At 75.0% G+C, this 25,852-nt stretch carries 24 protein-coding genes; 18 read left to right on the top strand and 6 right to left on the bottom strand.

Features of this window, described 5'->3' with window-relative positions; translation table 11 throughout:
• Positions 1–202: 202 nt before the first annotated feature.
• The 7 genes from ggt to C8E97_RS36590 all read left to right on the top strand — a co-directional run bounded on the left by ggt (position 203) and on the right by C8E97_RS36590 (position 8,942).
• On the top strand, positions 203–1,972 hold the full coding sequence (gene ggt / locus C8E97_RS25340; protein WP_121007961.1) for a gamma-glutamyltransferase: 1,770 nt from the start codon (positions 203–205) through the stop codon (positions 1,970–1,972).
• A gap of 108 nt (positions 1,973–2,080) precedes the next feature.
• Positions 2,081–2,293 (top strand): hypothetical protein, encoded by a 213-nt coding sequence (locus C8E97_RS25335; protein ID WP_147455226.1) that lies wholly within the window; start codon positions 2,081–2,083, stop codon positions 2,291–2,293.
• Between the two features lie 61 nt (positions 2,294–2,354).
• Positions 2,355–2,900 carry a peptide deformylase gene (def, locus tag C8E97_RS25330; protein ID WP_121007959.1) on the top strand — a complete coding sequence of 182 codons (546 nt, stop codon included), beginning with the start codon at positions 2,355–2,357 and terminating at the stop codon, positions 2,898–2,900.
• Positions 2,901–2,902: 2 nt separating this feature from the next.
• Complete coding sequence (gene fmt / locus C8E97_RS25325) at positions 2,903–3,829, top strand: methionyl-tRNA formyltransferase (RefSeq protein ID WP_121012346.1); 927 nt, start codon at positions 2,903–2,905, stop codon at positions 3,827–3,829.
• Positions 3,826–5,253: an RsmB/NOP family class I SAM-dependent RNA methyltransferase gene (locus tag C8E97_RS25320; protein ID WP_121007958.1), complete on the top strand. Its 1,428-nt coding sequence runs from the start codon at positions 3,826–3,828 to the stop codon at positions 5,251–5,253. The genes fmt and C8E97_RS25320 overlap by 4 nt, the downstream gene beginning before the upstream one ends.
• A 223-nt stretch (positions 5,254–5,476) precedes the next feature.
• Positions 5,477–6,031 (top strand): flavoprotein, encoded by a 555-nt coding sequence (locus tag C8E97_RS25315; protein ID WP_246019153.1) that lies wholly within the window; start codon positions 5,477–5,479, stop codon positions 6,029–6,031.
• Positions 6,032–6,062: 31 nt separating this feature from the next.
• Positions 6,063–8,942: a helix-turn-helix transcriptional regulator gene (locus C8E97_RS36590; protein WP_281275462.1), complete on the top strand. Its 2,880-nt coding sequence runs from the start codon at positions 6,063–6,065 to the stop codon at positions 8,940–8,942.
• 39 nt (positions 8,943–8,981) lie between these two features.
• Here the strand turns inward: C8E97_RS36590 and C8E97_RS25305 are convergent, their stop codons facing one another.
• Entirely contained in the window at positions 8,982–9,611 is a 630-nt protein-coding gene (locus C8E97_RS25305) for an SDR family NAD(P)-dependent oxidoreductase (protein ID WP_170211990.1), read from the bottom strand.
• Between the two features lie 196 nt (positions 9,612–9,807).
• On the opposite strand from C8E97_RS25305, the gene rpe reads away from it, so the two are divergent.
• The 6 genes from rpe to C8E97_RS25275 all read left to right on the top strand — a co-directional run bounded on the left by rpe (position 9,808) and on the right by C8E97_RS25275 (position 14,496).
• The gene (gene rpe, locus C8E97_RS25300; protein ID WP_211347283.1) at positions 9,808–10,473 is read left to right on the top strand and encodes a ribulose-phosphate 3-epimerase; all 666 of its coding nucleotides are present in this window, start codon (positions 9,808–9,810) and stop codon (positions 10,471–10,473) included.
• A 164-nt stretch (positions 10,474–10,637) separates the two neighbouring features.
• Positions 10,638–11,615 carry a bifunctional diaminohydroxyphosphoribosylaminopyrimidine deaminase/5-amino-6-(5-phosphoribosylamino)uracil reductase RibD gene (gene ribD / locus C8E97_RS25295; RefSeq protein WP_121012338.1) on the top strand — a complete coding sequence of 326 codons (978 nt, stop codon included), beginning with the start codon at positions 10,638–10,640 and terminating at the stop codon, positions 11,613–11,615.
• A gap of 10 nt (positions 11,616–11,625) precedes the next feature.
• Positions 11,626–12,318 carry a riboflavin synthase gene (locus C8E97_RS25290; RefSeq protein ID WP_121007955.1) on the top strand — a complete coding sequence of 231 codons (693 nt, stop codon included), beginning with the start codon at positions 11,626–11,628 and terminating at the stop codon, positions 12,316–12,318.
• Positions 12,315–13,586, top strand: coding sequence for a bifunctional 3,4-dihydroxy-2-butanone-4-phosphate synthase/GTP cyclohydrolase II (locus C8E97_RS25285; protein WP_121007954.1), 1,272 nt, complete (start codon positions 12,315–12,317; stop codon positions 13,584–13,586). Before C8E97_RS25290 ends, C8E97_RS25285 begins: the two co-directional genes overlap by 4 nt.
• A complete protein-coding gene (gene ribH / locus C8E97_RS25280; protein WP_121007953.1) occupies positions 13,583–14,062 on the top strand; it encodes a 6,7-dimethyl-8-ribityllumazine synthase in 480 nt (159 codons plus the stop codon). The genes C8E97_RS25285 and ribH overlap by 4 nt, the downstream gene beginning before the upstream one ends.
• A 5-nt stretch (positions 14,063–14,067) precedes the next feature.
• Positions 14,068–14,496 (top strand): PH domain-containing protein, encoded by a 429-nt coding sequence (locus tag C8E97_RS25275; RefSeq protein WP_121012335.1) that lies wholly within the window; start codon positions 14,068–14,070, stop codon positions 14,494–14,496.
• A gap of 46 nt (positions 14,497–14,542) precedes the next feature.
• Here C8E97_RS25275 and C8E97_RS25270 read toward each other — a convergent pair whose 3' ends face one another.
• A complete protein-coding gene (locus C8E97_RS25270) occupies positions 14,543–15,661 on the bottom strand; it encodes a serine hydrolase domain-containing protein (protein WP_121007952.1) in 1,119 nt (372 codons plus the stop codon).
• A 518-nt stretch (positions 15,662–16,179) separates the two neighbouring features.
• Between C8E97_RS25270 and C8E97_RS25265 the strand changes: the two genes are divergently transcribed.
• Positions 16,180–17,514: a M28 family peptidase gene (locus tag C8E97_RS25265; protein WP_121007951.1), complete on the top strand. Its 1,335-nt coding sequence runs from the start codon at positions 16,180–16,182 to the stop codon at positions 17,512–17,514.
• Here C8E97_RS25265 and C8E97_RS25260 read toward each other — a convergent pair.
• The 3 genes from C8E97_RS25260 to C8E97_RS25245 form a co-directional block, all read right to left on the bottom strand.
• Positions 17,471–18,457: a helix-turn-helix transcriptional regulator gene (locus C8E97_RS25260; protein ID WP_170211988.1), complete on the bottom strand. Its 987-nt coding sequence runs from the start codon at positions 18,455–18,457 to the stop codon at positions 17,471–17,473. The two genes, C8E97_RS25265 and C8E97_RS25260, sit on opposite strands and share 44 nt — an antisense overlap.
• A gap of 947 nt (positions 18,458–19,404) precedes the next feature.
• Entirely contained in the window at positions 19,405–19,890 is a 486-nt protein-coding gene (locus C8E97_RS25250) for a hypothetical protein (RefSeq protein WP_121007949.1), read from the bottom strand.
• Positions 19,890–21,308: a helix-turn-helix domain-containing protein gene (locus C8E97_RS25245; RefSeq protein ID WP_246019152.1), complete on the bottom strand. Its 1,419-nt coding sequence runs from the start codon at positions 21,306–21,308 to the stop codon at positions 19,890–19,892. Before C8E97_RS25245 ends, C8E97_RS25250 begins: the two co-directional genes overlap by 1 nt.
• A gap of 414 nt (positions 21,309–21,722) precedes the next feature.
• On the opposite strand from C8E97_RS25245, the gene C8E97_RS25240 reads away from it, so the two are divergent.
• From C8E97_RS25240 to C8E97_RS25230, 3 genes are all read left to right on the top strand, one after another.
• On the top strand, positions 21,723–22,211 hold the full coding sequence (locus tag C8E97_RS25240) for a hypothetical protein (protein ID WP_121007947.1): 489 nt from the start codon (positions 21,723–21,725) through the stop codon (positions 22,209–22,211).
• A 14-nt stretch (positions 22,212–22,225) separates the two neighbouring features.
• The gene (locus C8E97_RS25235; protein WP_121007946.1) at positions 22,226–22,621 is read left to right on the top strand and encodes a Rieske (2Fe-2S) protein; all 396 of its coding nucleotides are present in this window, start codon (positions 22,226–22,228) and stop codon (positions 22,619–22,621) included.
• A gap of 169 nt (positions 22,622–22,790) precedes the next feature.
• Complete coding sequence (locus C8E97_RS25230) at positions 22,791–23,213, top strand: Rieske (2Fe-2S) protein (RefSeq protein ID WP_246019151.1); 423 nt, start codon at positions 22,791–22,793, stop codon at positions 23,211–23,213.
• Positions 23,214–23,530: 317 nt separating this feature from the next.
• Here C8E97_RS25230 and C8E97_RS25225 read toward each other — a convergent pair whose 3' ends face one another.
• A complete protein-coding gene (locus C8E97_RS25225; protein ID WP_121007944.1) occupies positions 23,531–23,743 on the bottom strand; it encodes a helix-hairpin-helix domain-containing protein in 213 nt (70 codons plus the stop codon).
• Positions 23,744–23,863: 120 nt separating this feature from the next.
• Between C8E97_RS25225 and uvrC the strand changes: the two genes are divergently transcribed.
• Positions 23,864–25,822: an excinuclease ABC subunit UvrC gene (uvrC, locus tag C8E97_RS25220; protein ID WP_121007943.1), complete on the top strand. Its 1,959-nt coding sequence runs from the start codon at positions 23,864–23,866 to the stop codon at positions 25,820–25,822.
• Positions 25,823–25,852: the final 30 nt, after the last annotated feature.

Raw genomic sequence — 25,852 nt, 5'->3', positions numbered from 1 at the left:
TCCGGGGGACGGCTCGTGGGGACGGCTCGTGGGGGAAAGCCGCCGGGGATCGGCCCGCGTCGGGACTCCTCCCGCCGCGGCCGGGCCCCGGCCGGACCACCGGCCGAGCCCTCGTCCCGGTGAGCGGTGGCGGCGGGTCGTTCCGCAGGGGGATTCGTCGGAGGGGCTTCTCCGGTTCCTCCCGGTGGAGTACAAGGGAACGATGCTCAGGTCGACGGTCGTCAGCGCACTCGCGTCACTCCTCCTCGTCGCCCCGCTCGCACCCGCCCGAGCCGAACCGGCCGCGCCGCCGCGCGAGCCGGAAGCCGTCGGGTGGGGCGGTGCGGTCGCGAGCATCGACCCGGACGCCTCGCGGATCGGCGTGGACGTCCTGCGCCGGGGCGGCAACGCGGTGGACGCCGCCGTCGCCGTCGCCGCCGCGCTCGGGGTCACCGACCCGTTCTCGGCGGGCATCGGCGGCGGCGGGTTCTTCGTGCACTACGACGCCCGCACCCGCCGGGTGTCCACGCTGGACGGCCGGGAGACGGCGCCCGCCGCCGTCGGCCCGGACCTGTTCGTGGAGGACGGCCGGGCGCTCCCGTTCGCCGAAGCCGTGACCAGCGGCCTGTCGGTGGGCGTGCCGGGCACGCCGCGCACCTGGCAGCGTGCCCTCCAGCGATGGGGGACGCTGTCCCTGGACCGGGCGCTCGCACCCGCCGAGGAGCTGGCCCGGCGCGGGTTCACCGTCGACGCGACGTTCCACCGGCAGGTCTCGGAGAACGCCGACCGGTTCGCCGACTTCACCTCCACCAAGGCGCTCTACCTGCCGGTGCCCGCGGTGGGCAGCCGGTTCCGCAACCCCGACCTGGCCGACACCTACCGCGAACTGCGCCGGGAGGGCGTGTCCGCGCTCTACCGGGGCCGCCTGGGGCGCGACGTCGTCGCGGCCGTCACCGAACCGCCCGTGACGCCCGGCACGACGCGCGTGGTCCGGCCCGGCGCGATGACCGCCGCCGACCTCGCCGGCTACGAGGTGGCGCGGCGCGAGCCCACCCGCACCCGCTACCGCGGCCTGGACGTGTTCGGCATGGCCCCGCCGTCCTCGGGCGGCACGACGGTCGGCGAGGCGCTGAACATCCTGGAGCACACCGACCTCGGCGACGAGACCCCGGTCCAGTACCTGCACCGGTTCCTGGAGGCGAGCCGGCTGTCCTACGCCGACCGCAACCGCTGGGTGGGCGACCCGGCCTTCGCCGACGTGCCGACCGAGCGGCTGCTGGCGCAGCGGTTCGCCGACAGCCGGGCCTGCCTGATCTCCCCGACGGCCGTCCTGACCAGCCCCGTCGCACCGGGCGACCCGCACGACCCGCGCCCGTGCGCGACGGCAGGCGCGCCCGCGGCCACCCCCTACGAGGGCACCGACACCACGCACCTCACCGTCGCCGACCGGTGGGGCAACGTCGTCGCCTACACCCTCACCCTGGAGCAGGAGGGCGGCAGCGGGATCGTCGTGCCCGGCCGCGGCTTCCTGCTCAACAACGAGCTGACCGACTTCTCCTTCACGCCGGTGACGCCCGGCGTGCCCGACCCGAACCTGCCGGGACCCGGCAAACGCCCGCGCTCGTCCATGTCGCCGACGATCGTGCTGCACCACGGCCAACCCGTGCTGGCGCTGGGTTCGCCGGGCGGTGCGAGCATCATCACGACCGTCCTCCAGGTGCTGACCCAGCGCCTGGACCGGGGGCTGCCGCTGGTGGCGGCCATCGCCGCGCCGCGCGCGTCCCAGCGCAACGCCGCCACGACCCAGGCGGAGAAGGCGTTCCTCGCGACGGGGGAGGCCGACGCGCTGCACGCGCTCGGGCACCGCTTCACGCCGACCGACGAGATCGGCGCGGTCACCGCGGTCGAGCGCCTGCCCGACGGGCGCTGGCGGGCCGCCGCCGAGACGACCCGGCGTGGCGGGGGAGCGGCGCGGGTGGTGTCGCCTCGCTGAGGACCCTCAGGGGCGGGGTGAAGGCCGTGCGCTCCGCTGTCGACGTGGTGTCGGTGCGGCGTGGGTGGTGCCGCCTCGCTGGACCCCCGGGGCGGGTGTGGCGCGGTCGTGCGCTCGCTGACGGGGCGGTTGGCGTGGATGCGGGCGGTGCACAGCGCGGTCCCCAGGGCGGCGACGGGTGCGGCGACGGGCGTGGCGACCGGCGTGGTGACGGCCACCCGGTTCGTCGGCCACTTCACCGCGCCGGCCGGCTTGGGCCTCCTCGGACGGCACGTCGACCACCGAGCCGACCACCGAGCCGACCACCGAGTCGACCACTGAGCCCCACCCCGCTTTGGCCGCTCTCCTAGACTGGCGGTCTGCCCCCGTTCGAGGAGAGTGCGTGACCGTCCAACCCATCCGGCTGTTCGGCGACCCGGTGCTGCGGACCCCCGCCGTCGAGGTCACCGACTTCGACGCGGAACTGCGCAAGCTGGTCAAGGACCTGTGGGACACCATGAGCGACGCCGGCGGCGCGGGGCTGGCCGCCCCCCAGCTCGGGGTCGGCCTGCGGGTGTTCACCTATCACTGCGACGGATTCGCAGGTCACCTGGTCAACCCGACCTTCGAGGTGGTCGGCGACGAGGTCCAGGACGGCCCCGAGGGCTGCCTGTCCATACCCGGCCTGTCCTGGGACTGCCGGCGGCACCGCAACGTCGTCGCGCGCGGCTGGAACATGCACGGCGAGCCGATCGAGGTGGAGGGCACCGACCTGTTGGCCCGGTGCATCCAGCACGAGACCGACCACCTGGACGGCGTGCTGTTCCTCGACCGGCTCGACGAGGGGACCCGCAAGGAGGCGATGCGCGCGATCCGGCGGCAGTCCTGGTTCGACGGCGGGATGCCGACGATCAAGCAGTCGCCGCACCCGCTGTTCGGGGGTGCGTGACCGTGCGCCTGGTCTTCGCGGGCACGCCCGAGGTGGCGCTGCCCTCCCTGCGCGCCCTGCTCGACTCGCGGCACGAGGTCGTGGCCGTCGTGACCCGTCCGGACGCCCCGGCGGGCCGGGGCCGCAAGGTCGAGCGGTCACCGGTGGCGGCGCTGGCCGACGAGCGCGGCATCGAGGTGCTGACGCCGGCCAAGGCGGGCGACCCCGCCTTCCTGGACCGGTTGCGCGAGATCGGCCCCGACCTGTGCCCGGTGGTCGCCTACGGCGCGCTGCTGCCCGAGTCGGCGCTGGCGATCCCGCGCCACGGCTGGGTGAACCTGCACTTCTCGGTGCTGCCCGCGTGGCGCGGCGCGGCGCCGGTGCAGGCGGCCGTGCGGCACGGTGACGACATCACCGGCGCGACCACGTTCCGGATCGTGAAGGCGTTGGACGCGGGTCCGGTGTTCGGCGTGGTCACCGAGCGGGTGCGCGAGCGCGACACGGCGGGCGAGCTGCTCGGCCGGCTCGCGGAGTCCGGCGCGAAGCTGCTGCTGTCCACGGTCGACGGCATCGAGGACGGCACGCTGCGCCCGGTCGAGCAGCCGGAGGAGAACGTCAGCTACGCGCCCAAGGTCTCCGTGGACGACGCCCGCCTCGACTTCGCGTGCACCCCGGCGGCGGCCCTGGACCGGGTCGCGCGGGCCGTGACGCCGGAACCGGGCGCGTGGGCGGAGTTCCGGGGCGAACGGCTCAAGCTCGGCCCCGTCACCCCGGTGGACGAGGAGGGCCTCGCGCCCGGCGAGCTGCGGGTGGAGCGGAAGCGCGTGCTGGTCGGCACGGCCACGACGCCCGTGGTGCTCAGCGACGTGCAGGCGCAGGGCAAGAAGCGGATGGCGGCGACGGACTGGGCGCGCGGCGTCCGCATCGAGGCGGGGGAGCGCATCTCATGACCCAGCGCTCCTCGCGCCCGTCCCGCCCGCGCGGCCCGCACCCGCCGCGCAGGCGCACCGGTCCGGCGCGCCCCCCGGTGGAGGACCCGGCCCGGCTCGCCGCGCTGGACACGCTGCGCGCGGTGCGGCAGCGCGACGCCTACGCCAACCTGGTGCTGCCCGGCCTGCTGCGGGACCGCCGGATCACCGGCCGCGACGCCGCGCTGGCCACCGAGCTGGCCTACGGGACGTCGCGGGCGCAGGGCCTGCTCGACGCGATCCTGGCCGCGTGCTCCGACCGCCCCCTGTCCGAGGTGGACGGGTCGGTGCTGGACGCCCTGCGGCTGGGCGCGTACCAGTTGCTGCGGACCCGCATCCCGGCGCACGCCGCCGTCGCGTCCACCGTGGACCTGGTGCGCGCGGAGCTGGGCTCGGGCGCGGCCGGGTTCGCCAACGCGGTGCTGCGGCGCGTGACCGGGCAGGACGAGGCCGGCTGGATCGACGAGGTCGCGCCGGACGAGGAGACCGACCCGGTCGGCTACCTCGCGATGGCGCACGCGCACCCGAGGTGGATCGCGCAGGCGTTCGCGGAGGCCCTGGGCAGCCGGGGCGAGCCGCTGCGGGCGGCGCTGACCGCCGACGACGCGCGGCCCGCCGTGCACCTGGCAGCCCGGCCGGGCGAGTGCAGCGCCGACGAGCTGGCCGCCATGACCGGTGGCGAGGTCGCGCCGCACTCGCCGTACGGGGTGCACCTGGAGCCGGGCGCGGGTGACCCTGGCGACCTGGACCCGGTGCGGGAGAAGCTGGCGACGGTGCAGGACGAGGGCAGCCAGCTGTGCGCCCTGGCCCTGACCCGCGCCCCGCTGGAGGGCCCCGACGAGCGGTGGCTCGACCTGTGCGCCGGCCCCGGCGGGAAGGCCGTGCTGCTGGGCGCGCTGGCGACGCTGTCGGGCGCGACCCTGGACGCGGTGGAGAAGGCGCCGCACCGCGCGGAGCTGATCCGCAAGGCGGCGGGCGACCTGCCGGTGACGGTGCACGTGGCCGACGGCCGCGACTCGGGCCTGCCCGCGGGCGGGTTCGACCGCGTCCTGGTCGACGCGCCGTGCACGGGCCTCGGCGCGTTGCGCCGGCGGCCGGAGGCGCGGTGGCGGCGTCAGCCGTCCGACGTGGCCCCGCTGGCCCGGTTGCAGCGCGAGCTGCTGACGTCGGCGCTGGAGCTGGTCCGGCCCGGTGGTGTGGTGGCGTACGTGGTGTGCTCGCCGCACCTGTCGGAGTCCGTCGGCGTGGTCGCGGACGTGGCTCGGCGGACCGGCGCGGAACGCCTGGACACCCGTGCGGCGTTCCCCGGCGTGCCCGACCTGGGCGGCGGCCCGCACGTGCAGTTGTGGCCGCACCTGCACGGCACCGACGCCATGTTCTGCGCCCTGCTGCGCCGTCCGGCCTGACGGGGAACCGCCGGATCGTCGGACGACGCCATTCGTCGGACGATCCGGCGGACCCGGTGCCCGCGCGACGGGCGGGCACCGCGGCGTCGAGCTGATTGCATGAAGGCTGAAGGTGAATTTGCCGATTGCAACGGCTCGAAGGTGGCAAGTGGGCCGCAACAATGCTGACGCGAGTGAACCGAATGCGCGGGTGGACGCGCCGCCGGGGCAGGGGTGATCACAGGTGGGCGAACCGGTGGCGGGCCGGTCGGGAGCGGACCGCCCGGTGCTGGGGCTGGTCGCCTCGGCGGGCGGCGGCGTCGAGCGGTGGTTCCGGACCGGGCTGGCGGAGCCCCTGGCGCGGCGGGGTTGGCGGCTCGCCATCACGCTCACCCCGACCGCCGCCCGGTGGCTGGAGCCCGAGCTGCCCGCGTTGGCGGCGGTGACGGACCTGCCGGTCCGCTGGCGCTCGCGGCTGCCGTCCGAGCCGAAGCCGCACCCCGTGCCGGACGCGTTCGTGTTCGCGCCCGCCACGCTGAACTCCCTCGCCAAGCTCGCCCTCGGCATCGGCGACAACCAGGCGCTCACCGCGCTGGGCGAGGCGCTCGGCCGCCGCGCGCCGATGGTCGTGCTCGTCCAGGTCGGCGCGGAGCAATCCCGTCATCCTGCCTTTGCCGGCCACCTCGCGGTGCTGCGCGACGCGGGGGTCCGACTCGTCGAGGGCGGGCCGGGAGCGGTGATGGCGGAACCGGCGTTGGTTGCGCCGTTCGCCGCATTCGACAAATCGGACCTGAATTGACAGCCGGACGAGACGCGTAGCAGTCTTGAATGTGTCGAAATTGTACGGCCGGGATCGTGAATGGGCTTCGGTTCTCCGCTTCCTGTCCACGCCCGGTGGCCTGCTGGCCATCGACGGCCCGCCGTGCTCGGGCAAGACCCACCTGCTCCACGAGGCGGTCGGCGCGGCCCGCGACCTGGGTTACGCCGTCGTCCTCGTCCCCGGCGAGCAGGTCGCGACCTCGGCGGACGTCGCCGACGCCCTGCGCCGGGCCGAGCGCGAGCCGGGTGCGCGCACCCTGGTCGCCGTCGACCACGCGCACCGCGACCCGTGCGCGCTCCTCGACCTGCTGCCGCGGCTGCGCGAGCACCGCGTCACCGGCCTCGTCGCGCTGAGCGGCGCGCACGCGGGCGCGGAGGTCCGCCGCGCCCTGCCCCGCCGCGGCGACGTGCTCGTCCTCGGACCGGTGGGCGACGACGTCGTGCGGCGGGTGGTCGAGGACCTGCTGGGCGCGACACCGCGACCCGACCTGGCGGCGCTCGTCGCGTCCGCCGCCGGCGACCCCCGGCTGGTCGGCGAACTCGTCACCGGCCTGCGCGAGGAGGGCCGGCTCGACGTGCTCGGCGGCACGGCCCGGCTGCGCGGCGGCCGGCTGCCGCGCCGGGTGACCGGCCTGGTGGGCGGCCGGGTCGACCTGCTGTCGGCGAAGGCCGCCCGGCTGCTCCGGGTCACGGCCGTGCTCGGCCGGTCGTTCCCGCTCACCGACGTCGCGACGATGGTGGGCGAGACCGCCGCCGCGCTGCTGCCCGCCGTGGACGAGATGATCGCGTCCGGCCTCGTGGTGCGCGCCGGCGAACGGCTCGCGTTCGCCTCGGAGCTGGTGTGGCGGGCCGTGGTCGAGTCGATCCCCGATCCGGTGGCGCACGCGCTGCGCCGCGACGCGGCGGTGCTGCGCGCGGCGTCGCGCGACCTGCCGCCCCCGGCCGCGGCGGGCCGGTCGGGGGAGGACCGGGGCGCGGCGGCGCTGCCCGGCGTCCGGGCGCTGGCCGCGAGCGGCCGGCTCGGGTCGGCCGTCGCGCTGGCCCGCGCCGGCCTCGCCCTGCGCCCGCACGGGCCCGACGCCGCCGAGATGCACCTCGCGCTCGCCGGTGTGCTGCTCGCCGACGGCCGTCCCGCCGAGGCCGTCGCGGAGCTGGACCACGCGCTGGCCGTGCCGGAGCTGCCGGACGGGCCGCGCCGGACGGCCGCCGCCGGCCGCCTGCTGGCGCTGCTGCTCTCGACGGTCCGGGAGGCGGGCGCGCACGCGATGTCCGTGCTGACCGCCCGCGACCGGGAGGTCAGCGACGCCGACGTGGTGATGGCGGGGACCGTGCACTCGTGCCTGGAGTGGTCGGCGGGACGGCTCGCCGAGAGCATGTACTGGGCCCGCGAGGCCGCCCGGTGGGAGCTGGACGGGCCGACCGCCTGGTGGCAGTCGCACACCGCCGTGGCGTTCGCGCTGAAGCTGTCCGCGCTCGGCGAGTTCGACCAGGCCGAGCGGCTCGTGCGCGGCGACGGCCCCCTCGCCGACGACACCGTGCCGGCCGGCGCGCCCGCGGCGCGGGTGATCGCCCTGTCCCACGTGCTGGCCCGCGCGGGCCGGCTGGCGGAGGCCGAGGAAGCCGCCCGCGCCGGTCTGTCGCTGGCGCGCGACCGCGGCCTGCGGCTGCTGGTGCCGTCGGCGTCGAGCGTGCTGGCGGAGGTCGCCCTGCACCGCGGCGACGTGTCGGCGGCGGCCCGGCACGCGCGGCCCTGCCGGGGCGACCTGGCGGGTGGCGGCGTGCCGCACGCCGGGCGGCACGACTGGGTGGAGCTGCTGCTCGCGCACGCCTCGGGAGGGCCGGGACGGGCGGCGGAACTGGCCCGCGACCGCCTGTGCGACCCCGACCGCGCGCGTCGGGTGCTGGTCGAGGAGCCGGGCGCGGCGGCGTGGCTGGTGCGGCTGGCGCTGACCGTGGGCGACAGCCGGTTGGCAGGCGCGGCGGTCGGCGCGGCGGAGGAGCTGGCGCGCGGCAACCCCGGTTTCGCGGCGGTGTCGGCGGCGGCGAGCCACGCCCGCGCCCTCGTGGACCGGGACGAGGAGGCGTTGCGGGCGGTGGTCGGGCGGCACCGGCACCCGTGGGCCGAGGCGAACGCCCACGAGGACCTGGCACTGCTGCTGGCCCGGCGCGGCCGGGCCGAGCGCGCCGCCGGGCACCGCGAGCAGGCGGCGCGGATGTTCGCGCGGATGGGCGCGGACGGCGAGGTGGCCCGGCTGCGCGACCGGGCGGTCACCACGCGCGCCGGGACGACCCCCGCCCCGACCCCGGCCGACGCCACCCCCGCCCCGACCCCGGTCGACGCCATCCCCGTCCCGACGCCCGGCGGCGCCACCTCCGCGTCGACGCCCGGCGGCATCCCCGTCGCGACGCCCGGCGGCATCCCCGAACCGACGCCCGCCGGTGACATCCCCGCGCCGGGCCCCGCCGGGGCGATCCCCGCGCCGACCCCGGCCGTCGACGACGCGGTGGTCGCCGGCGCCGCTCCCGGCCGTCCCGACGGGGACCGCACGGCCGCCGACCAGGTACCCACCGGGAACCCGGCACCCGACGGACGGCACGGGGACGCCGCGCCCGACGACGAGGCCGTCGCCGCACCCGACGGCCGGGCCGCGAGCCCGGTCACCGCCGCGGCGACCGACTGGCAGCGGCTGACCGGGCCGGAACGCGACATCGCCCGCCTCGTGGGCGTGGGGCTCACCAACCGGCAGGTCGCCAAGCAGCTCTTCCTGTCACCCCACACCGTCGACTACCACCTGCGCTGCATCTTCAAGAAGCTCGGGATCAGCTCGCGGGTCGAGTTGGCGCGGCTGGCACACGAGCAGGCGCACGCAGAGGTCCGGGCACTGCGCTGAGCGGGCGTCGCGCAGGCCGGGTGTCACCCAGGCCGGGTGTTACGCCGACCGGGGCCGTGACACGGCGTCGGCGAGCAGGAACCGCACCTGCTCCACCACCGGCCGCGAGTCGTCCGGCGAGACCACCGCGCAGCGCACGCCCCGCGCCGCGACCTCGGTCGCCAGGCACTCGGCGTAGGCCACGGCGGCGGCTCGGGACGCCTCGTAGGCCGCCGCGTTCGACCGGGGCACGGCGGCGCGGGCGGCGACCAGCACGATCGCGCCGCGCCCGCGCCGCACCATCCGCGCGGCCACGGCGCGCGAGACGTGGAACACCCCGTCGGCGTTCACCGCGAAGGCGTGCGACCAGTCCTCGTCGGTGATGGACAGCACCGGACCGGGCCGCGCCGCGCCCACGGCCGTCACCAGCGCGTCGACCGGCCCGAATTCGCGCTCCACCTGGTCCACCAGCGCGTCGACCGCCGCGCTGGAGGTCACGTCGACCTGCCTGCCCGCGATCCGCAACCCCTCCGCCTGCAACCGCTCGACCAGGTCGGCCAACCGCGCCCCGTCGCTGTCCACGGCCGCGACCAGCGCGCCCTGCCGCGCGAGCCACTCCACCACCTCGCCGCCCAGCGGTGCGCACGCGCCCGTCACGAGCGCGATCCCGTGATCGAATTCGGCGTTCATCTCCAGCGCTCCCCAGCTCGGCCCGCGACGAACGTAATCGCCGGACGGCCGGTTGGGGAACCACCCGCGTGAGTAGTCGGAAAAGACCGGGGTGACCGCGAAACCGCGTGGTCGGGTGGCGGGGGTGAAATATGACTCCCCGGTAGGTCCGGGCGATCGCGGAACCCTAGACTGACTGCCCGTGGTCCACCAGCCGATGATCGCCCCGAGCATCCTGTCCGCCGACTTCGCCCGCCTGGCCGACGAGGCCGCCGCCGTCTCCGGTGCGGACTGGCTGCACGTGGACGTCATGGACGCGCACTTCGTGCCCAACCTGACCATCGGCCTGCCGGTGGTGAAGTCGCTGCGCGGCGCGACCGACATCCCGCTGGACTGCCACCTGATGATCGAGGACCCGGACCGCTGGGCCGTCGGCTACGCGGAGGCGGGCGCGCACAACGTGACGGTGCACGTGGAAGCCGCCGCCGACCCGGTGCGCCTGGCCGGGAACCTGCGCGCGGCGGGCGCGAAGGCCGGCCTGTCGCTCAAGCCCGGCACGCCCCTGGAGCCGTACGTCGACGTGCTCAAGCACTACGACACGCTGCTGGTGATGTCGGTCGAGCCGGGGTTCGGCGGGCAGAAGTTCATGGCGGACGTGCTGGACAAGGTCCGCACGGCCCGCCGCCTGGTCGACACCGGGCACCTCAAGCTGGTGGTGGAGATCGACGGCGGCATCAACGCGGACACCATCGAGCAGGCGGCGGAGGCCGGGGTGGACTGCTTCGTCGCCGGCTCGGCCATCTACGACGCCTCCGATCCGGGCCAGGCCCTGGAGCGGCTGCGCGGTCAGGCGGCGCGCGCGCAGGCGTCCCACGCCCGGTGAGCGGGGACGAGGCGGCGGGCGGCCGGCCCGCCGACCGCGCCCCCGGTCCGGACGGGTCGCGGGTCGGTGGCGCGACGCCCGGTGGTCCGACGGACGGCCCGCGGCCCGGTGGACCCGTCGTGGTGCGGGCGGGCGCGGCTGCCCGGCCGTCGTTGGCCGAGGCGATGGCCCTGGCCATCGCCGCGAGCGCGCGGGCGCGCGGCACGACCAGCCCCAACCCGCCGGTGGGCGCGGTGGTCCTGTCGGCGGACGGCGAGGTCGTCGGCACCGGCGCGACCCGGCCGCCCGGCCAGGCGCACGCCGAGGTCGTCGCCCTCGCGGAAGCGGGCGGGCGCGCCCGCGGCGGCACGGCCGTCGTCACCCTCGAACCCTGCTCCCACTTCGGCCGCACGCCGCCGTGCGCGCGAGCCCTGGTGGCGGCGGGCGTGGCGCGGGTCGTCTTCGCCCACCCCGACCCCAACCCCAAGGCCGCCGGGGGAGCGGACGTCCTGCGCGCCGCCGGCGTCGAGGTCGTCCACCTGCCCACCCACGTCGAGCCGCTGCGGGCGTGGCTGCACTTCGCCCGCACCGGCCGCCCGCACGTCACGTGGAAGTACGCCGCCACCCTCGACGGCCGCACCGCCGCCGCGGACGGCACCAGCCGCTGGATCAGCTCCGCGGAGTCGCGCGCCGAGGTCCACGCGCTGCGCACGGCGGTCGACGCGATCGTGGTCGGCACCGGCACGGTGCGGGTGGACGACCCCCGGCTGACCGCGCGGGGAACAGGAGCGGCCCGGCAGCCGTTGCGGGTGGTCGTGGGCACCAGCGACCTCCCCGCGCGCGCCAGGGTCCTGGACGACGAAGCAGAGACCCTGCACGTGCGCACGCACGACCCGGACGAAGTGTTGACCGAACTCGTCCGGCGCGGTGCGGTGGACGTGCTGCTGGAGGGTGGCCCTACGCTGGCGGGTGCGTTCGCGAGAGCGGGCCGGATCGACCGGGTGCTGGCCTACGTCGCGCCGAAGCTGCTGGGCGACGGGCCGTCGGCGCTGCGGGACATGGGGGTGTCGACCATCACCGACGCCGTGGGATTGGTCGTGGAGCAGGTCACCATGTGCGGACCGGACGTGCGGATCTCCGCAGTGCCGGCGTCCGCGCGTTAGAGGAGGAACGGTGTTCACCGGGATCGTCGAGGAGTTGGGGGAGGTCGTCGGGGTCGCCTTCGACGACGCCGGGGACCGGGCGGCGGGCCTCCCGGACGCGGCGCGCGTCACCATCGCGGGTCCGCTGGTGACCAGCGACGCCAAGCACGGCGATTCCATCGCGGTGAACGGCGTGTGCCTCACCGTGGTGGACGTCGCGGACGGCGCGTTCACCGCCGACGTCATGCGCGAGACGCTGGTCCGCAGCAGCCTGGCCGGTGTCGCCGAGGGCGACCGGGTCAACCTGGAGCGCGCCGCCGCCGTCGGGCAGCGGCTGGGCGGCCACCTCGTGCAGGGCCACGTGGACGGGACGGGCACCGTCCTGGCCCGCGAGAAGGCCGAGCACTGGGAGGTCGTCCGCATCGGCCTGCCGCCGCACCTGGCCCGGTACGTGGTCGAGAAGGGCTCCATCACCGTGGACGGCGTGTCGCTGACCGTCGTCTCGGTGACGCAGGACGAGTTCACCGTCAGCCTCATCCCCACCACGCTGGAGCTGACCACGCTCGGCAGGCGTGGCCCCGGTGACCGGGTGAACCTTGAGGTGGACGTGCTGGCGAAGTACGTCGAACGGCTCGCACTGCCCCACCTGCGCGCGTCCGCTCCGCACGCGCCCGGCCAGGGCGAACCGGGGCCGGGCGGCACCGACGCGGAGGAGGCACGGTGAACAACATCGCCGACATCGAGCGGGCCCTCGCCGACCTGGCGGCCGGCCGGCCGGTGATCGTGGTGGACGACGAGGACCGGGAGAACGAGGGCGACCTCATCTTCGCCGCCGAGAAGGCCACGCCCGAGCTGCTGGCGTTCATGGTGCGGTACACGTCGGGCTACGTCTGCGTGTCGCTCACCGAGGAGGACTGCGCCCGCCTGGACCTGCCGCCGATGTACCACACGAACCAGGACCAGCGAGGCACCGCGTACACGGTGACCGTGGACGCCCGCGAGGGCGTGACGACGGGCATCTCCGCCGCCGACCGCGCCTGGACGATCCGGCTGCTGGCCGACCCGTCGGCCGAGGCCAAGGACTTCACCCGGCCCGGCCACGTGGTGCCGCTGCGCGCCCGCGCCGGCGGGGTGCTGCGCCGTCCGGGCCACACCGAGGCGGCCGTGGACCTGGCGCGCCTCGCGGGCCTCGCGCCGGCCGGCGTGCTGTGCGAGATCGTGTCGCAGAAGGACGAGGGCGACATGGCGCGGCGCGACGAGCTGGAGGTGTTCGCCGCCGACCACGACCTGGTGCTGATCACCATCGCCGACCTGATCGCCTACCGGCGGCGGGTGGAGACGCAGGTGGTGCGCGCCGCCGAGGCGCGCATCCCGACCGCGCACGGCACGTTCACGGCGGTCGGCTACGACTCCAAGCTGGACGGCATCGAGCACGTGGCCCTCGTGTACGGCGACCTGGGCGACGGCGAGGACGTGCTGGTCCGCGTCCACTCCGAGTGCCTGACCGGTGACGTGTTCGGGTCGCTGCGCTGCGACTGCGGACCGCAGTTGGACGCCTCGCTGGAGGCCGTCGCGGCGCAGGGGCGCGGTGTCGTGCTCTACATGCGCGGCCACGAGGGGCGCGGCATCGGCCTGATGCACAAGTTGCAGGCGTACCAGCTCCAGGACCGCGGCGCGGACACCGTGGACGCGAACCTGGCGCTGGGCGTGCCCGCCGACGCCCGCGACTACGGCACCGGCGCGCAGATCCTGTGCGAGCTGGGCGTGAAGTCCATGCGGTTGCTCACCAACAACCCGGCCAAGCGCGTCGGCCTGGAGGGCTACGGCCTGACCGTGCTCGACCGCGTGCCGCTGCCCATCTCGCCGAACCCCGAGAACCTGCGCTACCTGCGCACCAAGCGGGACCGGATGGGGCACGAGCTGCACCAGCTGGAACAGTACGAGGCGTTGAGCCAGGGTGGCGCGATCGTCAGCACGGAGGGCGTGGAATGAGCGGCGAGGGCCGACCGGAAGCGGTGGTGCCGGACGCGGCGGGCGTGAGCCTGGCCGTGGTGGCGACGCGGTGGCACGAGAAGATCACGTCGCAGCTGGTGGAGCGCGCCCTGGCCGCCGCCGCCAAGGCGGGCGTGGCCGCGCCGGCGGTGGCGCGGGTGGCCGGCGCCGTCGAGCTGCCGGTCGTGGCGCAGGAGCTCGCGCGGACCCACGACGCCGTGGTGGCGCTGGGCGTGGTCATCCGGGGCGGCACGCCGCACTTCGAGTACGTGTGCGACTCCGTGACGGCCGGTCTGACCAGGGTCGCGCTGGACACGTCGACGCCCGTGGGCAACGGGGTCCTGACGTGCGACACGGAGGAGCAGGCGCTGGCCCGCGCCGGGTTCGCCGACTCCGTGGAGGACAAGGGTTTCGAAGCGGTGGTGGCGGCGCTGGACGCGGCGCTCGTGCTGCGCTCGCTCAGGGCGACGTCGTGATCGCCGTGGCCGTCGAGTTCCGCCCCCGGAAGATCCGCACCGTCGCCGTCGTCAGCGCGGTGTTCCTGGTGGCGGTGTTCGGCGTGGTCGGCTGGCTGCTGGGCGACACGCCGACCGGCGTGATCTTCCGGACGTCCGACCAGGTGGCGATGGTGCTGCTCGGGGTGCTGCTGGCGGCAGGCGTGCTGCTGCTGGCCAGGCCGCGGGTGCGGGCCGACGAGACCGGGGTCGAGGTGCGCAACGTGATCACCGCGCGCCGGTTCGAGTGGTCCGAGGTGCTGCACGTGTCGTTCCCGGACGGCGCGTCCTGGGCGCGGCTGGAGCTGCCGGACGACGAGTACGTGTCGATCATGGCGGTGCAGGCGGTGGACCGCGAGCACGCCGTGGCGGCCGTGCGGGCGCTGCGCGAGCTGCACCGGGCCGCGCGGGGCTGACCGCCGGTCCTCCGCGCCGGTCGGGGCCTACCCGCGCCGGCGGCGCTCAGGCCAGCGCCGCGTACAGGGCGCGGACGATCGGCTCGACCACCGGGTGCAGGCCGGGCGGGCCGGGCACCAGGTGGGGCGTCGTGTAGGCGAACGCCAGCCGGCGCGCCGGGTCGGCGAACGCCGTGATCCCGCCCGCGCCCTCGTGCCCGAACGTGGGCGTGTCGGCGGGCGTCTCGGCGCGCCGGGGCAGCAGGAACCCGCGCCCGAACCGCTGTTCCACGTGCATCGACGGGGTGGACAGCACCTGGTCCGGTCCGGAGGTCTCGGGGCGCAGGACGTCGGCGACGGTGTCGTCGGTGAACTCGTCCAGCAGCCACGCGTACAGGCGCGACAGGCCGCGGGCGTTGGACACGCCACCGGACGCGCCGATCCCGGCCGCCCGGTAGCGGCGGTCCGCGGCGGCGGCCACGAGGTCCTGGGGCAGCGCGCCGTTCAGCGTGAACGCGGTCATCAGGTGCGGTCCGATGAACGCGGACAGGTCCACGTCGTCCACGTCGCCGGGCGGTGGCGGTGGCGGCGCGGAGACGACCTCGACCAGGCGGTGCTCCTCCGACTCGGGCAGCCCGATCCAGAAGTCGGCGCCCGCGGGCCCGGCGACCTCCTCGGCGAAGAACCGGCCGAGGCCGCGGCCGTCCACCCGGCGGACCAGCTCGCCGACCAGCCAGCCGAAGGACTGGGCGTGGTAGCCGTAGGCCGAGCCGGGCTCCCACGCGGGGGCGGCGACGGCGAGCGCGTCGGCGACCGTTCCCCAGTCGGTCACGTCGTCGAAGGTCAGGCCGGGCGCGGGGGCCAGGACGCCCGCGCGGTGCGTCAGCGTCCACCGCACGAGGGTCGACTCCTTGCCGTGCCCGCCGTACTCGGGCCAGTAGTGCGTGACGGTGGCGTCCAGGTCGAGCAGGCCCCGCTGGACGAGCAGGTTGGCGCACGCCGCCGTCGCGCCCTTCGTCGCCGAGAAGACGACCTGGACGTCGTCCTCGCCCAGGCCGCGCCACAGGTCGATGACGGGTTCGCCGTCGAGGTGGACGCAGCACTGGGCGGGCGCTTCGACGGTCCGGAACGCCTCCGCGACCTGTTCGAGACCGGGTGCGACGATCCCTTCCACGGTGAGTGGCATCGGTCGACCTCCGGATCTCAGGGCACGTGCGCTTATGGTCACCGACGTCCCAGCCCGACGCCATCCCACGCACTGGACGCGAACTCGACCCCGCGACGCCGAAGCCCTCGAACCCTCCAGGGCTGAAGCCCTTCAGGCTCTGGGCGCGCCGCGTACGGCTCGTAGTGACCGCGACCCGGATCGCTGCCGGCCGTGACCAGGGCAGATGGGGGATCGACGCGGCGGATTCGCACTCGGGCGATGGGGTGGTCGAGCCGCGTAGCGTCCCCGACGACCGTCCAAGACCCGGCGGCCTTCCGGGCACGCGCGCCCGTGCTCACCCTGCTGTGGTCCCGTTGCTCCGAGAACCGACATGACGAGACCGACAAGGCGCGAGCCGGCGGCGACGGCGAACAGCGAGCGCGCAACCCCTGGTCGTCGTGGAACGGTCGGCGCACCGTTGTCCACCGTCCGCACTCTTCCGGAGCCATCCCGGCGTGCCTACGTTCAGGTGACCGATCCGAACCTAGGGGGCCTGGATGCGTAGGAGATCCGTTCTGGCGGGCGCGGTCGCGGCGGCGGGCGCCGTGACCCTCGGGCTCAACCCGGCGGCACGGGCGCAGCGGCCCGGCGCGTCCCAGTCACCCGAGCTGCTGCTCGGCGACCACCCCGTGGTGGGCCGGGTGCGGGCCCGGCGCGCGATGGAGCACCTCCGGGTGCTCAGCGACCGCATCGGCCAGCGGATCGGCGGCACCGGGTCCGAGCACCGCGCCCGCGACTACCTCGCGGGCGTGCTGCGGGACCTGCGCTACCGGGTGGAGCTCCAGCCGTTCACCGTGCCGGACAAGTACCTGTCGTCGCTGGTGCTGCCGGACCGGTCGACGTGGCACGCCGGGGCGTCCAAGTCCGGCGCGCTCGGCGTGACCGCGTCCGGGCCCGTGGTGGACGCCGACAGCGGCGCGGCGCTGCCCGCCGACCTGAGCGGGAAGATCGTGCTGCTGGTCAACGTGCCCGCCACCTCGACCGCCGTGCAGGACGCGGCGGCCCGCGGCGCGGCCGCGATCCTCCTCGGCCGCGTTTCGACGCCGCCGGCGGGCAAGACCAGCGCGTTCTCGCCCGCGCTGACCTCGACCGTCCCGGTGCCGGTGCTGGGTGTCGCGCAGGTCCACGTCGAGCGCCTGCGCGCCGCCCCGCCCGCCTCGCTGACCGTCTCCACGACCCACCACGCGGCGCTGACCTCCTACAACGTGCTCGCCGAGCGACCGGCGACGTTCGGCGGCCGTGGTGTGGTGATGGTGACCGCGCACTACGACAGCGTGCCCGGCTCGCCCGGCGCGAACGACGACGGCAGCGGCACCGCCCTCACCCTCGAACTCGCCCGCGTCCTGCGCTACCTGCCCACGCACCAGGCGCTGCGGTTCGCGCTGTGGGGCTCGGAGGAGCAGGGCCTGCTCGGCTCCCGGCACTACGTCGGCCAACTCGCGGACGCGGACGCGGCGCGCATCTCGGGTGTCTTCCAGAACGACATGGTGGCGACCAGCCACGGCCCGGCCACCGCGTACTGGCTGCTCTCGGTCGACGGCGGCGACAACGCCACCACCCGCGAGGTCGCCGCCGCCGCCGCGCGCCTCGGCTACGACCCCCGCGTGCACGGCCCGGTGGCCAGGGGCAGCAGCGACCACGTGCCGTTCCACGAGCGCGGGATCGCCGCCGCGAACTTCAGCTGGCGCGGCGAGGGCGGCCCGCACCAGCTCGAACCGCTCTACCACACGCCCGAGGACACCATCGCGGCCAACGTCAGCGTCGAACGGCTCCAGGTGTCGCTGGAGCTCATCGGCGCGGCGGCGTACCGCCTGGCCCGCGCCCGGAGGTAGCGGCGTTGAGGAACCGCTCGCCGAGCACCCGCAGGTGCTCGGCGAGCTCGGGCGGGTCGCGCACGTCGAAGTCGATGCCGATGAGCCCGATCCACAGGCCCAGCTCCTCCAGCGACGGCGACCCGACGGTGAGCAGGGTCGTCCGGTCGTCGATGCGCTCCAGGTGCACCGACGTCCGGGACGTGCGCAGCTCGACCTCCTCCAGCGGCGCGTGCATGACGAGTTCCGCCCGGTACGTGTACGGGGCGACGGTGAGCTGCCGCGACACGTACGACGCCAGGTCCTCCGCCGGCGGCTCGCGGGGCGTGAACCGCGCGCCCTGCGTCGGCTCCTCGGGTATCCGGTCCACCCGGAACGTGCGCCAGTCGCCCTTGTCGACGTCCCACGCCACCAGGTACCAGCGCCGCCCGGTGTGGGCCAGGCCCAGCGGCTCGACGTGCCGCTTCGTCGCGCCCTCCCGTCCCGCGTAGGCGAACCGCAGCCGCTGGTGGTCGCGGCACGCGCCGGCGATCACCGTGAGCGTCCGGGGGTCGACGGTGGCGACGGCGGGCGCCAACGACACCGTGTGCTCCTGGAGGGCGTTGACCCGCCGCCGCAGCCGGGCGGGCAGCACCTGCTCCAGCTTGGCCAGGGCCCGCACCGACGTCTCCTCGATGCCCGACACGGTGCCGTTGGCGGCGGTGCGCAACCCGACCGCCACGGCCACCGCCTCGTCGTCGTCGAGCAGCAGCGGCGGCAACTCCGCGCCCGCGCCCAACTGGTAGCCGCCCGCGACACCGGGCGCGGCGTTCACCGGGTAGCCGAGGCTGCGCAGCTTGTCGACGTCGCGGCGCACGGTGCGCACGTCCACGCCGAGCCGCGCGGCCAGCTCCCGGCCCGGCCAGTCGCGCCGGACCTGGAGCAGGGACAGCAGCTTCAGCAGGCGCGCCGACGTTTCGAGCATGCGGCCAGTCTGGCAGGCGACGCGGACGACTCCTGTCCTCGATCCAGCCCGTGTGCGTTGCCTGGTCCCCGTGGCCGGGCGACTCCCAGACCGGGCCCCAACGGATGGGGGATCGGCGCGGCGGATTCGTACTCAGGCGGAGGGGGCGTGTTGAGCCCGTGGTCCCTCTGCCGTGGTCCAGTTGCGTCGAAAGATGAAGGGTGTCGCTCCTGCCGGGTTGCGGGGCGCGTGTGTGGCCGGTCGGCCGGTGGGATGCAGAGGGCTTTGCTTGTCGTCTTGAAGCACCGGGACCACAGCAGGGTGAGCACGGAGTGCGCGTGCCCGGAAGGCCGCCAGGTCTTGGACGGTCGTCGGGGACGCTACGCACGACGACCACCCCATCGCCTGTGTACGAATCCGCCGTTCGGATCTCCCGTCCGTTCGGCCATCAGCGACCGCGACCCGGTAGCTGATGGCCGAGGCTCGAACAGATGGGGGATCGGCGCGGCGGATTCGTACACAGCGGAGGGGGTGGTCGAGCTGCGTGGCGTCCCCGACGACCATCCAAGACCTGCGTGGCTTCCGGGCGCGTTGGGTCCGTGGTGTCCTGGCTGTGGTCCCGTTGCGTAGAAGACCTGATGGGCTTCAGTCCTGGGGGTAGGGGTGTCGTGCCCCTGTGGCCCCCGGTTCGTGGCCCCGGTTCGTGGCCCCCCGGTTCGTGGCTTTGCGGTCCTTGGTTTTGAAGCACCGGGACCACAGCAGGGTGAGCACGGAGTGCGCGTGCCCGGAAGGCCGCCAGGTCTTGGACGGTCGTCGGGGACGCTACGCACGACGACCACCCCATCGCCTGTGTACGAATCCGCGGCCGCGTCCCCCTTCTTTCGGCCTATGGCCCGCTGTGCCCAAGGCCCAAGGCCCCTGAGTACCCAGCTCTCCAGGAACCCAGGCCCCGGTCCCGGCCTCGGGGTTCAGGTCTTCCGGCGCGCTCCCTCCGGCCACACGACCACCACCGGCACGCCCGACGCGCGTGCCGTCTCCACGACGTCGGCCGTGCCGCCGCGCCCGTCCGGCGGGTTGCCGTCCCACACGGCGATCAGCAGCTCGACCGACGCGAGCATCCGCTCGTTGGCCATCACGTAGGCGTGCCGACCGGACAGCTGGTTGGGCAGCACGCTGACCACGTGCGCCTTCGACAGCAGCTCGTCGTACTCGGCGCGCCGCTCCGGCTTGAGCTTGTCCCGGTAGTCCGCGGCGGGCAGCACGGCCTCGACCCGACCGCCGAGGTCCAGCACCGCCCGCGCGAACAGCTGGTCCGCGCCCGGCGCCAGGCAGGTCACCCCGACCAGGGATGACCCGCCCGCCGCCTCGGCCTCCAACGCCGCCCGGATCGCCGCCCGCACGGCGTCGACGCAGTCGGGCACCAGATTGCTGTGCCCGGTGATCCCCACGCGCATCAGGCCGTCCGCACCCCGCGAATCGCCTCACGGGTCTCGCGCACCACCGGCAGGTCGCGGTGGCGCTCGGCCTCCTTGGCGAAGTCCTGCAACTTGCGCACGACCCGCCCCGAGGCCAGCCCCGCCGCCGTCGGCAGGACGTCGTGGATCAGGCCGCATGCCTCCTCCGGCTCGCCCGCGACCATCCGCGTGCGCGCCAGCCCGATCACGTCGAACGTCCGGTTCCGCACCCGCGCGGGGTCACGCAGGTCCAGCGCACGCCGGATGTGCTGCTCGGCGCCCGGCGCCTGGCGCGGGTCGTGCCCGGCCAGGTCCCGCATCCGGGCCCCGATCACGCCTTCCAGTTCCGCCTCGTCGAAGCTGTCCAGCCACCACGGCTCGGCGTCCGCCCTGCGCTGCGCGAAGCTGTCCTGCGCCTGCCCCACCGCCCGGTGGAACTCGCGCACCCGACCCATCTGCGCGTACGCCCACGCCTCCCGCGTGCGCAGCAGCGCTTCTAAAGTCGGCGTGGCGTTGCGCCGCGCGCCGTACTGGCCGAGCTGCACCAGCTCCAGCCCGTCCTCGGGCCGCCCGAGGTCGAACATCTGCCGCGCCATCGCCGCCAGGCACAGCGCGGCGAACGGGTCGTTGCGGCCCGCCTTCGCCATGCGGACCCCGAGCACGTAGTACCGCTGGGCCGCGTCGTGCATCCCCGCGTCCCACGACATGCTCGCCGCGACCTTGGACAGTTCCGCGCCGATGAAGAAGGCCCGCTCCGTAGTGGGCCCTGCGGGCGCCCGTGACAACCGCTCGGCCAGTTCCTCCAACTGCCCGAGCACGGCCTTGCGCGCCAGCCCGTACCCGCCTCGTCCGCCCCACCCGCGCAGCCCGTCGGCGACGCGCTGCAACGCCGCCAGCTCCTCCTCGCCGATCGCCGCGCTGGACGACCACTTGGACAGGGGCTGAAGAGGGTGAAGCCACCGCTGTAGCGGTTCGACCAGGGCAGGTCCCATAGCCACCGCGGCTGCTCCGGTGAGCGCCGCTCGTCTGCTGATCGCCAAGTCGCTCCTCGCCGTCTCCTCGACCGATCTTGCGATGCTCGACGCGTCCCACGCCGCGGCGAGCACATCGGGCGGGGTGCCCTGTTCAGGGCGGTCCGCCTGGCTTGGGATTCCGACGCGGTCGAACCACAACCGGTCACCGGGCACGCCGAGCGCCCGCGCGAAGTGGCGCAGGCGGTCGATCCGGTCGATCGGGTTCTCGCCGGTCTCGTACCGCGACAGCTGCGCTTGGCTGATCCCCAGCCAGGACGCCATGCGGTCCTGGGTGACGCGGCTGACGTGGTGCGGGTGGTGGCGGTAAGCGGCGAGGACCGCTCCCATGTCACGATCGGCGAAGGCGGCGGCCATCACCTCGTGGTCCCAGAAGTCGGCTGGCACCTCGGGCGGGCCGTAGATATCGGTACGCGCGTTGCGACGGCACCGGTGGCAGAGCCGGTCGGTGTTGTCGGCGGCGATGAGCGCCCCGCACAACGGACAAGCGCGCCTGGTACTGGATGCTCTTCGAGCTTTCGGTTCCATCGGCTCGCTCCCGTCACTGAGCGTGCTCGACAGTGTATATACCCGTGATCGCGAGTCCATGCATTTCGTGCATAAGACGGGGTGAGACGTCGTGTCGGGACGTGGTGACGCCGTGTGGTGGATGGGCTTGATGCGTCCGGTGCATGGGTCCGACCCGCGTCCGGTGTGGTCATCGCGGCCGGTTCGCCGCACGCTCCCGGTGTGTCCGAGTCGGGACGACCCCCGTGCCCGAGCACCCGCCCGCTCCACCCGACCGGGGAGGGACCTCCGCCGATGAGCAGCACCGCCACGACCGCAGAGAGCAGCCCGCGTTCCGGGCCCCGCGACCGAGCGCACCAGCAGGCGCTCGGTGAGGCCATCGCGGGCTACCGCCTGCTTGGCTGGAAGGTGTCCGTCACCGAGCAGGGCGTCTTCCTGCCGCTGGGCCCGGCCACCACCGCCCTCGCCATGCCCGCGCGGATCGGCTCGCGCGTGCTGGCCGACCTCAAGGCCAGGATGCTGGCCGGGCCCGTCACCGTCATACCGGGCCCCCGGGAGCACTGGATCTTCCTCGCCGAACTCGTCGCCCTGCTGCCCACCCACCTGAAGGCGCCGCCCGAGGTCCAGTTCGTCCGCTCGCCGCAGCGGATCGCCCTGCCGCCCACGATGACCCGCTACGGCTCGCTGCGCTGGGCGAACCCGCCGTCGCACTCGCGGCACTGGTTCCCGCCGTTCACGGCGGTGCTGGCGCTGGCCCGGACGGCGGCCGGCCAGGACCGGTAGGTGAAGATGGGCGGGTGGAACGCCGAACGCTGCTGCTGTGCGGACTGCTCGCCCTGACCGGGTGCGGCTCCGGGGCCGGGGCCGCCCGACGGCCCGGCGTGGGTTCCGCCAGGACGGGGGACCGGGTCGCCGGGCTCGCCGACGTCCCGGTCGGCTCGGGCGCGCTGGTCGACCTGCCCGGTGACGGGCTGCTGCTGGTGGTGCGCTCGGCGGACGGGGTGCGCGCGTTCAACCCGGCGTGCCCGCACCGGGGCACGGTGGTCAACCCGCCGGCGGCCGGCGTGATCACGTGCCCGACGCACAAGAGCACCTTCGACCCGGACTCGGGCGCGGTGCTGACCGGGCCGTCGCCGAAGGGCCTGGTGGAGGTGCCCGTGCGGGTGTCGGGCGAGGACGTCGTGCTGGCGTGACGCCGGTCACCTGTCGATGTCGACAGCTTGCGCCGGTCGAAGTGTCGAACCGGCCCCGGCGTGGTCTCGTAGTGCGGGTGTGACCGAACGACGAACCACCACACCGCGGAGGACCGGTTTGAGCGCCACCCAGAACCCAGGACCGTCCCGTCGATCGATGTTGTGCGGCGTGCTCGTGGCACTGGCCGTGCCCGGTGGCCTGGCGGCGTGCGGGACCGCCCCCACCACGTCGACCCCGCCCGCCGGCACCACCGGGACGACGGGCGGCGGCGCGACGCCGACCTCGTCCGGCGGGCGGGCCGGTGAGGGCGTCGTGTCGCTGTCGGAGGTGCCGGACGGCGGCGGCGTGGTCGTGGAGGCCGACGGCCGGCAGCTGGTCGTCACCCGGACCGGTGACACCGTGAAGGCGTTCGACGCGTCCTGCCCGCACGCGGGCACGGCGGTCGGCGCGCCCAGCGGCGGCACCATCACCTGCCCGAACCACGGCAGCCAGTTCAACGCGGCAGACGGGGCGGTGAAGAAGGGACCGGCGACGAGGGGCCTGACGGCCGTGCCGGTGGCGGTGGAGGGCGACCGGGTGGTCCTGTCCTGACCCGGACCGCCCGCCGGCCGCGAAGAGCCGGCCGCGACGGACCGACCGCGACGGACCGACCGCGACGGACCGGTCGTGCACGACCAGCCGCGCACGACCAGCCGCGCACGACCAGCCGCGCACGACCGACCGGCTGCTCGACGGGTTGACGTGCCCGGCCGCTCGACGAGGCTGACGCGCCCGGTCGGGCACGCGGCGCGTCCGGCCGACCAGCCGCGCACGGCGTGTGCCGCCGTGCGCCGGTGCGCGACCGCCGTGCACGAGGCGCGCGGTGCCGCTGTCGCCCTGCGCCGAGTGACACCCCCGTCCGGCGGAGGTCAGCCGCCGGCGAAGGACAAACCCCTCGCCGCCAGCTCCTCCGCCAGGATGCGGATCGCCTTCGGCCCCACCCCGTGGATCTTCAGCAGCTCCGCCTGCGTCACGCCGGTCAGCTGGTCGTAGCGCGTGTAGCCGTGCAGTTCGAGCACCCGCCGGGCGGTCCGCCCGATCCCGGCCGGGTACTCGGTGTCGGTCGCGTCCTGCGGCGCCATGCCATCCCCCCACCTCGGCCGTGGCGCGCGTCACGCCACGGTGTCCCACCCGGTGACCCTACCCACCGCCGGGCCCGGCCCTGGGCCTGCGCTGTCGGTGGTCGCACGTAGTCTTGTCGAGTGGCCGACCCGTCGACCTATCGCCCCGCGACAGGCACCATCCCGGACGCCCCCGGCGTGTACAAGTTCCGCGACGCGGGTGGCCGCGTCGTCTACGTCGGGAAGGCCAAGAGCCTCCGGCAGCGGCTGAACTCGTACTTCGCCGACATCGCCGGGCTGCACCCGCGCACCAGGCAGATGGTGACCACCGCCGCGGCGGTCGAGTGGACCGTCGTCGGCACCGAGGTCGAGGCGCTCCAGCTGGAGTACAACTGGATCAAGGAGTTCGACCCGCGGTTCAACGTCCGCTACCGGGACGACAAGACCTACCCGGTGCTGGCGGTGACGCTGCACGAGGAGTTCCCCCGCCTGCACGTCTACCGGGGGCCGCGCCGCAAGGGCGTCCGCTACTTCGGCCCGTACGCGCACGCGTGGGCGATCCGCGAGACGCTGGACCTGCTGCTGCGCGTGTTCCCGGCGCGCACCTGCTCGGCGGGCGTGTTCAAGCGGCACAACCAGATCGGCCGGCCCTGCCTGCTCGGCTACATCGACAAGTGCTCCGCGCCGTGCGTCGGCCGCGTCACCGCCGAGGAGCACCGCGACATCGTCCTCGACTTCTGCGACTTCCTCGCGGGCCGGACCGACCTCATGGTGCGCCGGCTGGAGAAGGAGATGACCGCCGCCGCCGAGGCGCTGGAGTTCGAGCGGGCCGCCCGGCTGCGCGACGACCAGGCGGCGCTCAAGCGCGCCCTGGAGAAGCAGGCCGTGGTGCTCGGCGACGGCACGGACGCCGACGTGGTCGCGTTCGCGCAGGACGACCTGGAGGTGTCCGTCCAGGTCTTCCACGTGCGCGGCGGCCGGGTGCGCGGCCAGCGCGGCTGGGTGGTCGACAAGGTGGAGGAGACCGGCGTCGCGGCGCTGGTCGACCAGTTCGTCACCCAGTTCTACGGTGAGCAGGTCGACTCGGCGCGGGCCAGCGGGGTGGAGTCCGCGCCCGTGCCGCGCGAGGTGCTGGTGCCCGAGCTGCCCGACGACGCGGCGGCCGTGGAGCGCTGGCTGAGCGGCCTGCGGGGCGGGAAGGTCGTGCTGCGGGTGCCGCAGCGCGGCGACAAGCGGGCGCTGATGGAGACCGTCGAGCGCAACGCGAAGGAGGCGTTCCAGCAGCACAAGCTGCGCCGCGCGGGCGACCTGACGGCCCGGTCGGCGGCGTTGCAGGAGCTCCAGGAGGCGCTGGGACTGGACACCGCGCCGCTGCGCATCGAGTGCACCGACATCAGCCACGTCCAGGGCACGGACGTGGTGGCGTCGCTCGTGGTGTTCGAGGACGGCCTGGCGCGCAAGTCGGAGTACCGGCGGTTCGCCCTCCGCGAGGGGGCGGAGCAGGGCGACGTCGGCTCGATCGCGGAGGTCGTGCGGCGGCGCTTCCAGGCGTACCTGCGGGAGAACGCGAACCGGGAGGACGGCGCGCTGCCGGGCGTCGACCCGGAGACGGGCAAGCCGCGCCGGTTCGCCTACGCGCCGAACCTGCTGGTGGTCGACGGCGGCGCGCCGCAGGCCCAGGCGGCGTCGGACGTGCTGGCCGAGCTCGGCATCACGGACGTCGCCGTGGTCGGCCTGGCCAAGCGGCTGGAGGAGGTGTGGGTGCCCGGCGAGCCGGACCCGGTGATCCTGCCCCGCACCAGCGAAGCCCTCTACCTGCTGCAACGGGTGCGGGACGAGGCGCACCGGTTCGCGATCGCGTACCACCGGCAGAAGCGGTCCAAGCGGATGACGACCTCGGCCCTGGACGACGTGCCGGGGCTGGGCCAGACGCGCCGGGCCGCGCTGCTCAAGCACTTCGGCTCACTGAAGAAGTTGCGTGAGGCGAGCATCGAGGAGATCAGCGGGGTGCCTGGTGTGGGCAGGCGCACCGCCGAGGCCGTGCACGCGACGTTGAGCGCGGCCGGTACCGAAGGCGTCGGCGGAGCCGACAACCACTAGGGAGCACAAGTGAGCGCACAGGCCGGCGAG

Origin of the sequence: Saccharothrix australiensis (assembly GCF_003634935.1) — a bacterium.
In the GTDB taxonomy this organism is placed as follows: domain Bacteria; phylum Actinomycetota; class Actinomycetes; order Mycobacteriales; family Pseudonocardiaceae; genus Actinosynnema; species Actinosynnema australiense.
The sequence above is the reverse complement of the archived record's forward strand: the minus strand, read 5'-3'. Positions and strand labels throughout refer to the sequence as shown.

Excerpts from the sequence above, each read along its gene's own strand:
- C8E97_RS25240 (WP_121007947.1), top strand. The coding sequence starts at position 21,723 with ATGAGCAGCACCGCCACGACCGCAGAGAGCAGCCCGCGTTCCGGGCCC.
- C8E97_RS25305 (WP_170211990.1), bottom strand. The coding sequence starts at position 9,611 with ATGAACGCCGAATTCGATCACGGGATCGCGCTCGTGACGGGCGCGTGC.
- ribH (WP_121007953.1), top strand. The coding sequence starts at position 13,583 with ATGAGCGGCGAGGGCCGACCGGAAGCGGTGGTGCCGGACGCGGCGGGC.
- ggt (WP_121007961.1), top strand. The coding sequence starts at position 203 with ATGCTCAGGTCGACGGTCGTCAGCGCACTCGCGTCACTCCTCCTCGTC.
- ribD (WP_121012338.1), top strand. The coding sequence starts at position 10,638 with ATGGCCCTGGCCATCGCCGCGAGCGCGCGGGCGCGCGGCACGACCAGC.
- rpe (WP_211347283.1), top strand. The coding sequence starts at position 9,808 with ATGATCGCCCCGAGCATCCTGTCCGCCGACTTCGCCCGCCTGGCCGAC.
- C8E97_RS25265 (WP_121007951.1), top strand. The coding sequence starts at position 16,180 with ATGCGTAGGAGATCCGTTCTGGCGGGCGCGGTCGCGGCGGCGGGCGCC.
- C8E97_RS25270 (WP_121007952.1), bottom strand. The coding sequence starts at position 15,661 with ATGCCACTCACCGTGGAAGGGATCGTCGCACCCGGTCTCGAACAGGTC.
- C8E97_RS25250 (WP_121007949.1), bottom strand. The coding sequence starts at position 19,890 with ATGCGCGTGGGGATCACCGGGCACAGCAATCTGGTGCCCGACTGCGTC.
- C8E97_RS25260 (WP_170211988.1), bottom strand. The coding sequence starts at position 18,457 with ATGCTCGAAACGTCGGCGCGCCTGCTGAAGCTGCTGTCCCTGCTCCAG.
- C8E97_RS25225 (WP_121007944.1), bottom strand. The coding sequence starts at position 23,743 with ATGGCGCCGCAGGACGCGACCGACACCGAGTACCCGGCCGGGATCGGG.
- C8E97_RS25320 (WP_121007958.1), top strand. The coding sequence starts at position 3,826 with ATGACCCAGCGCTCCTCGCGCCCGTCCCGCCCGCGCGGCCCGCACCCG.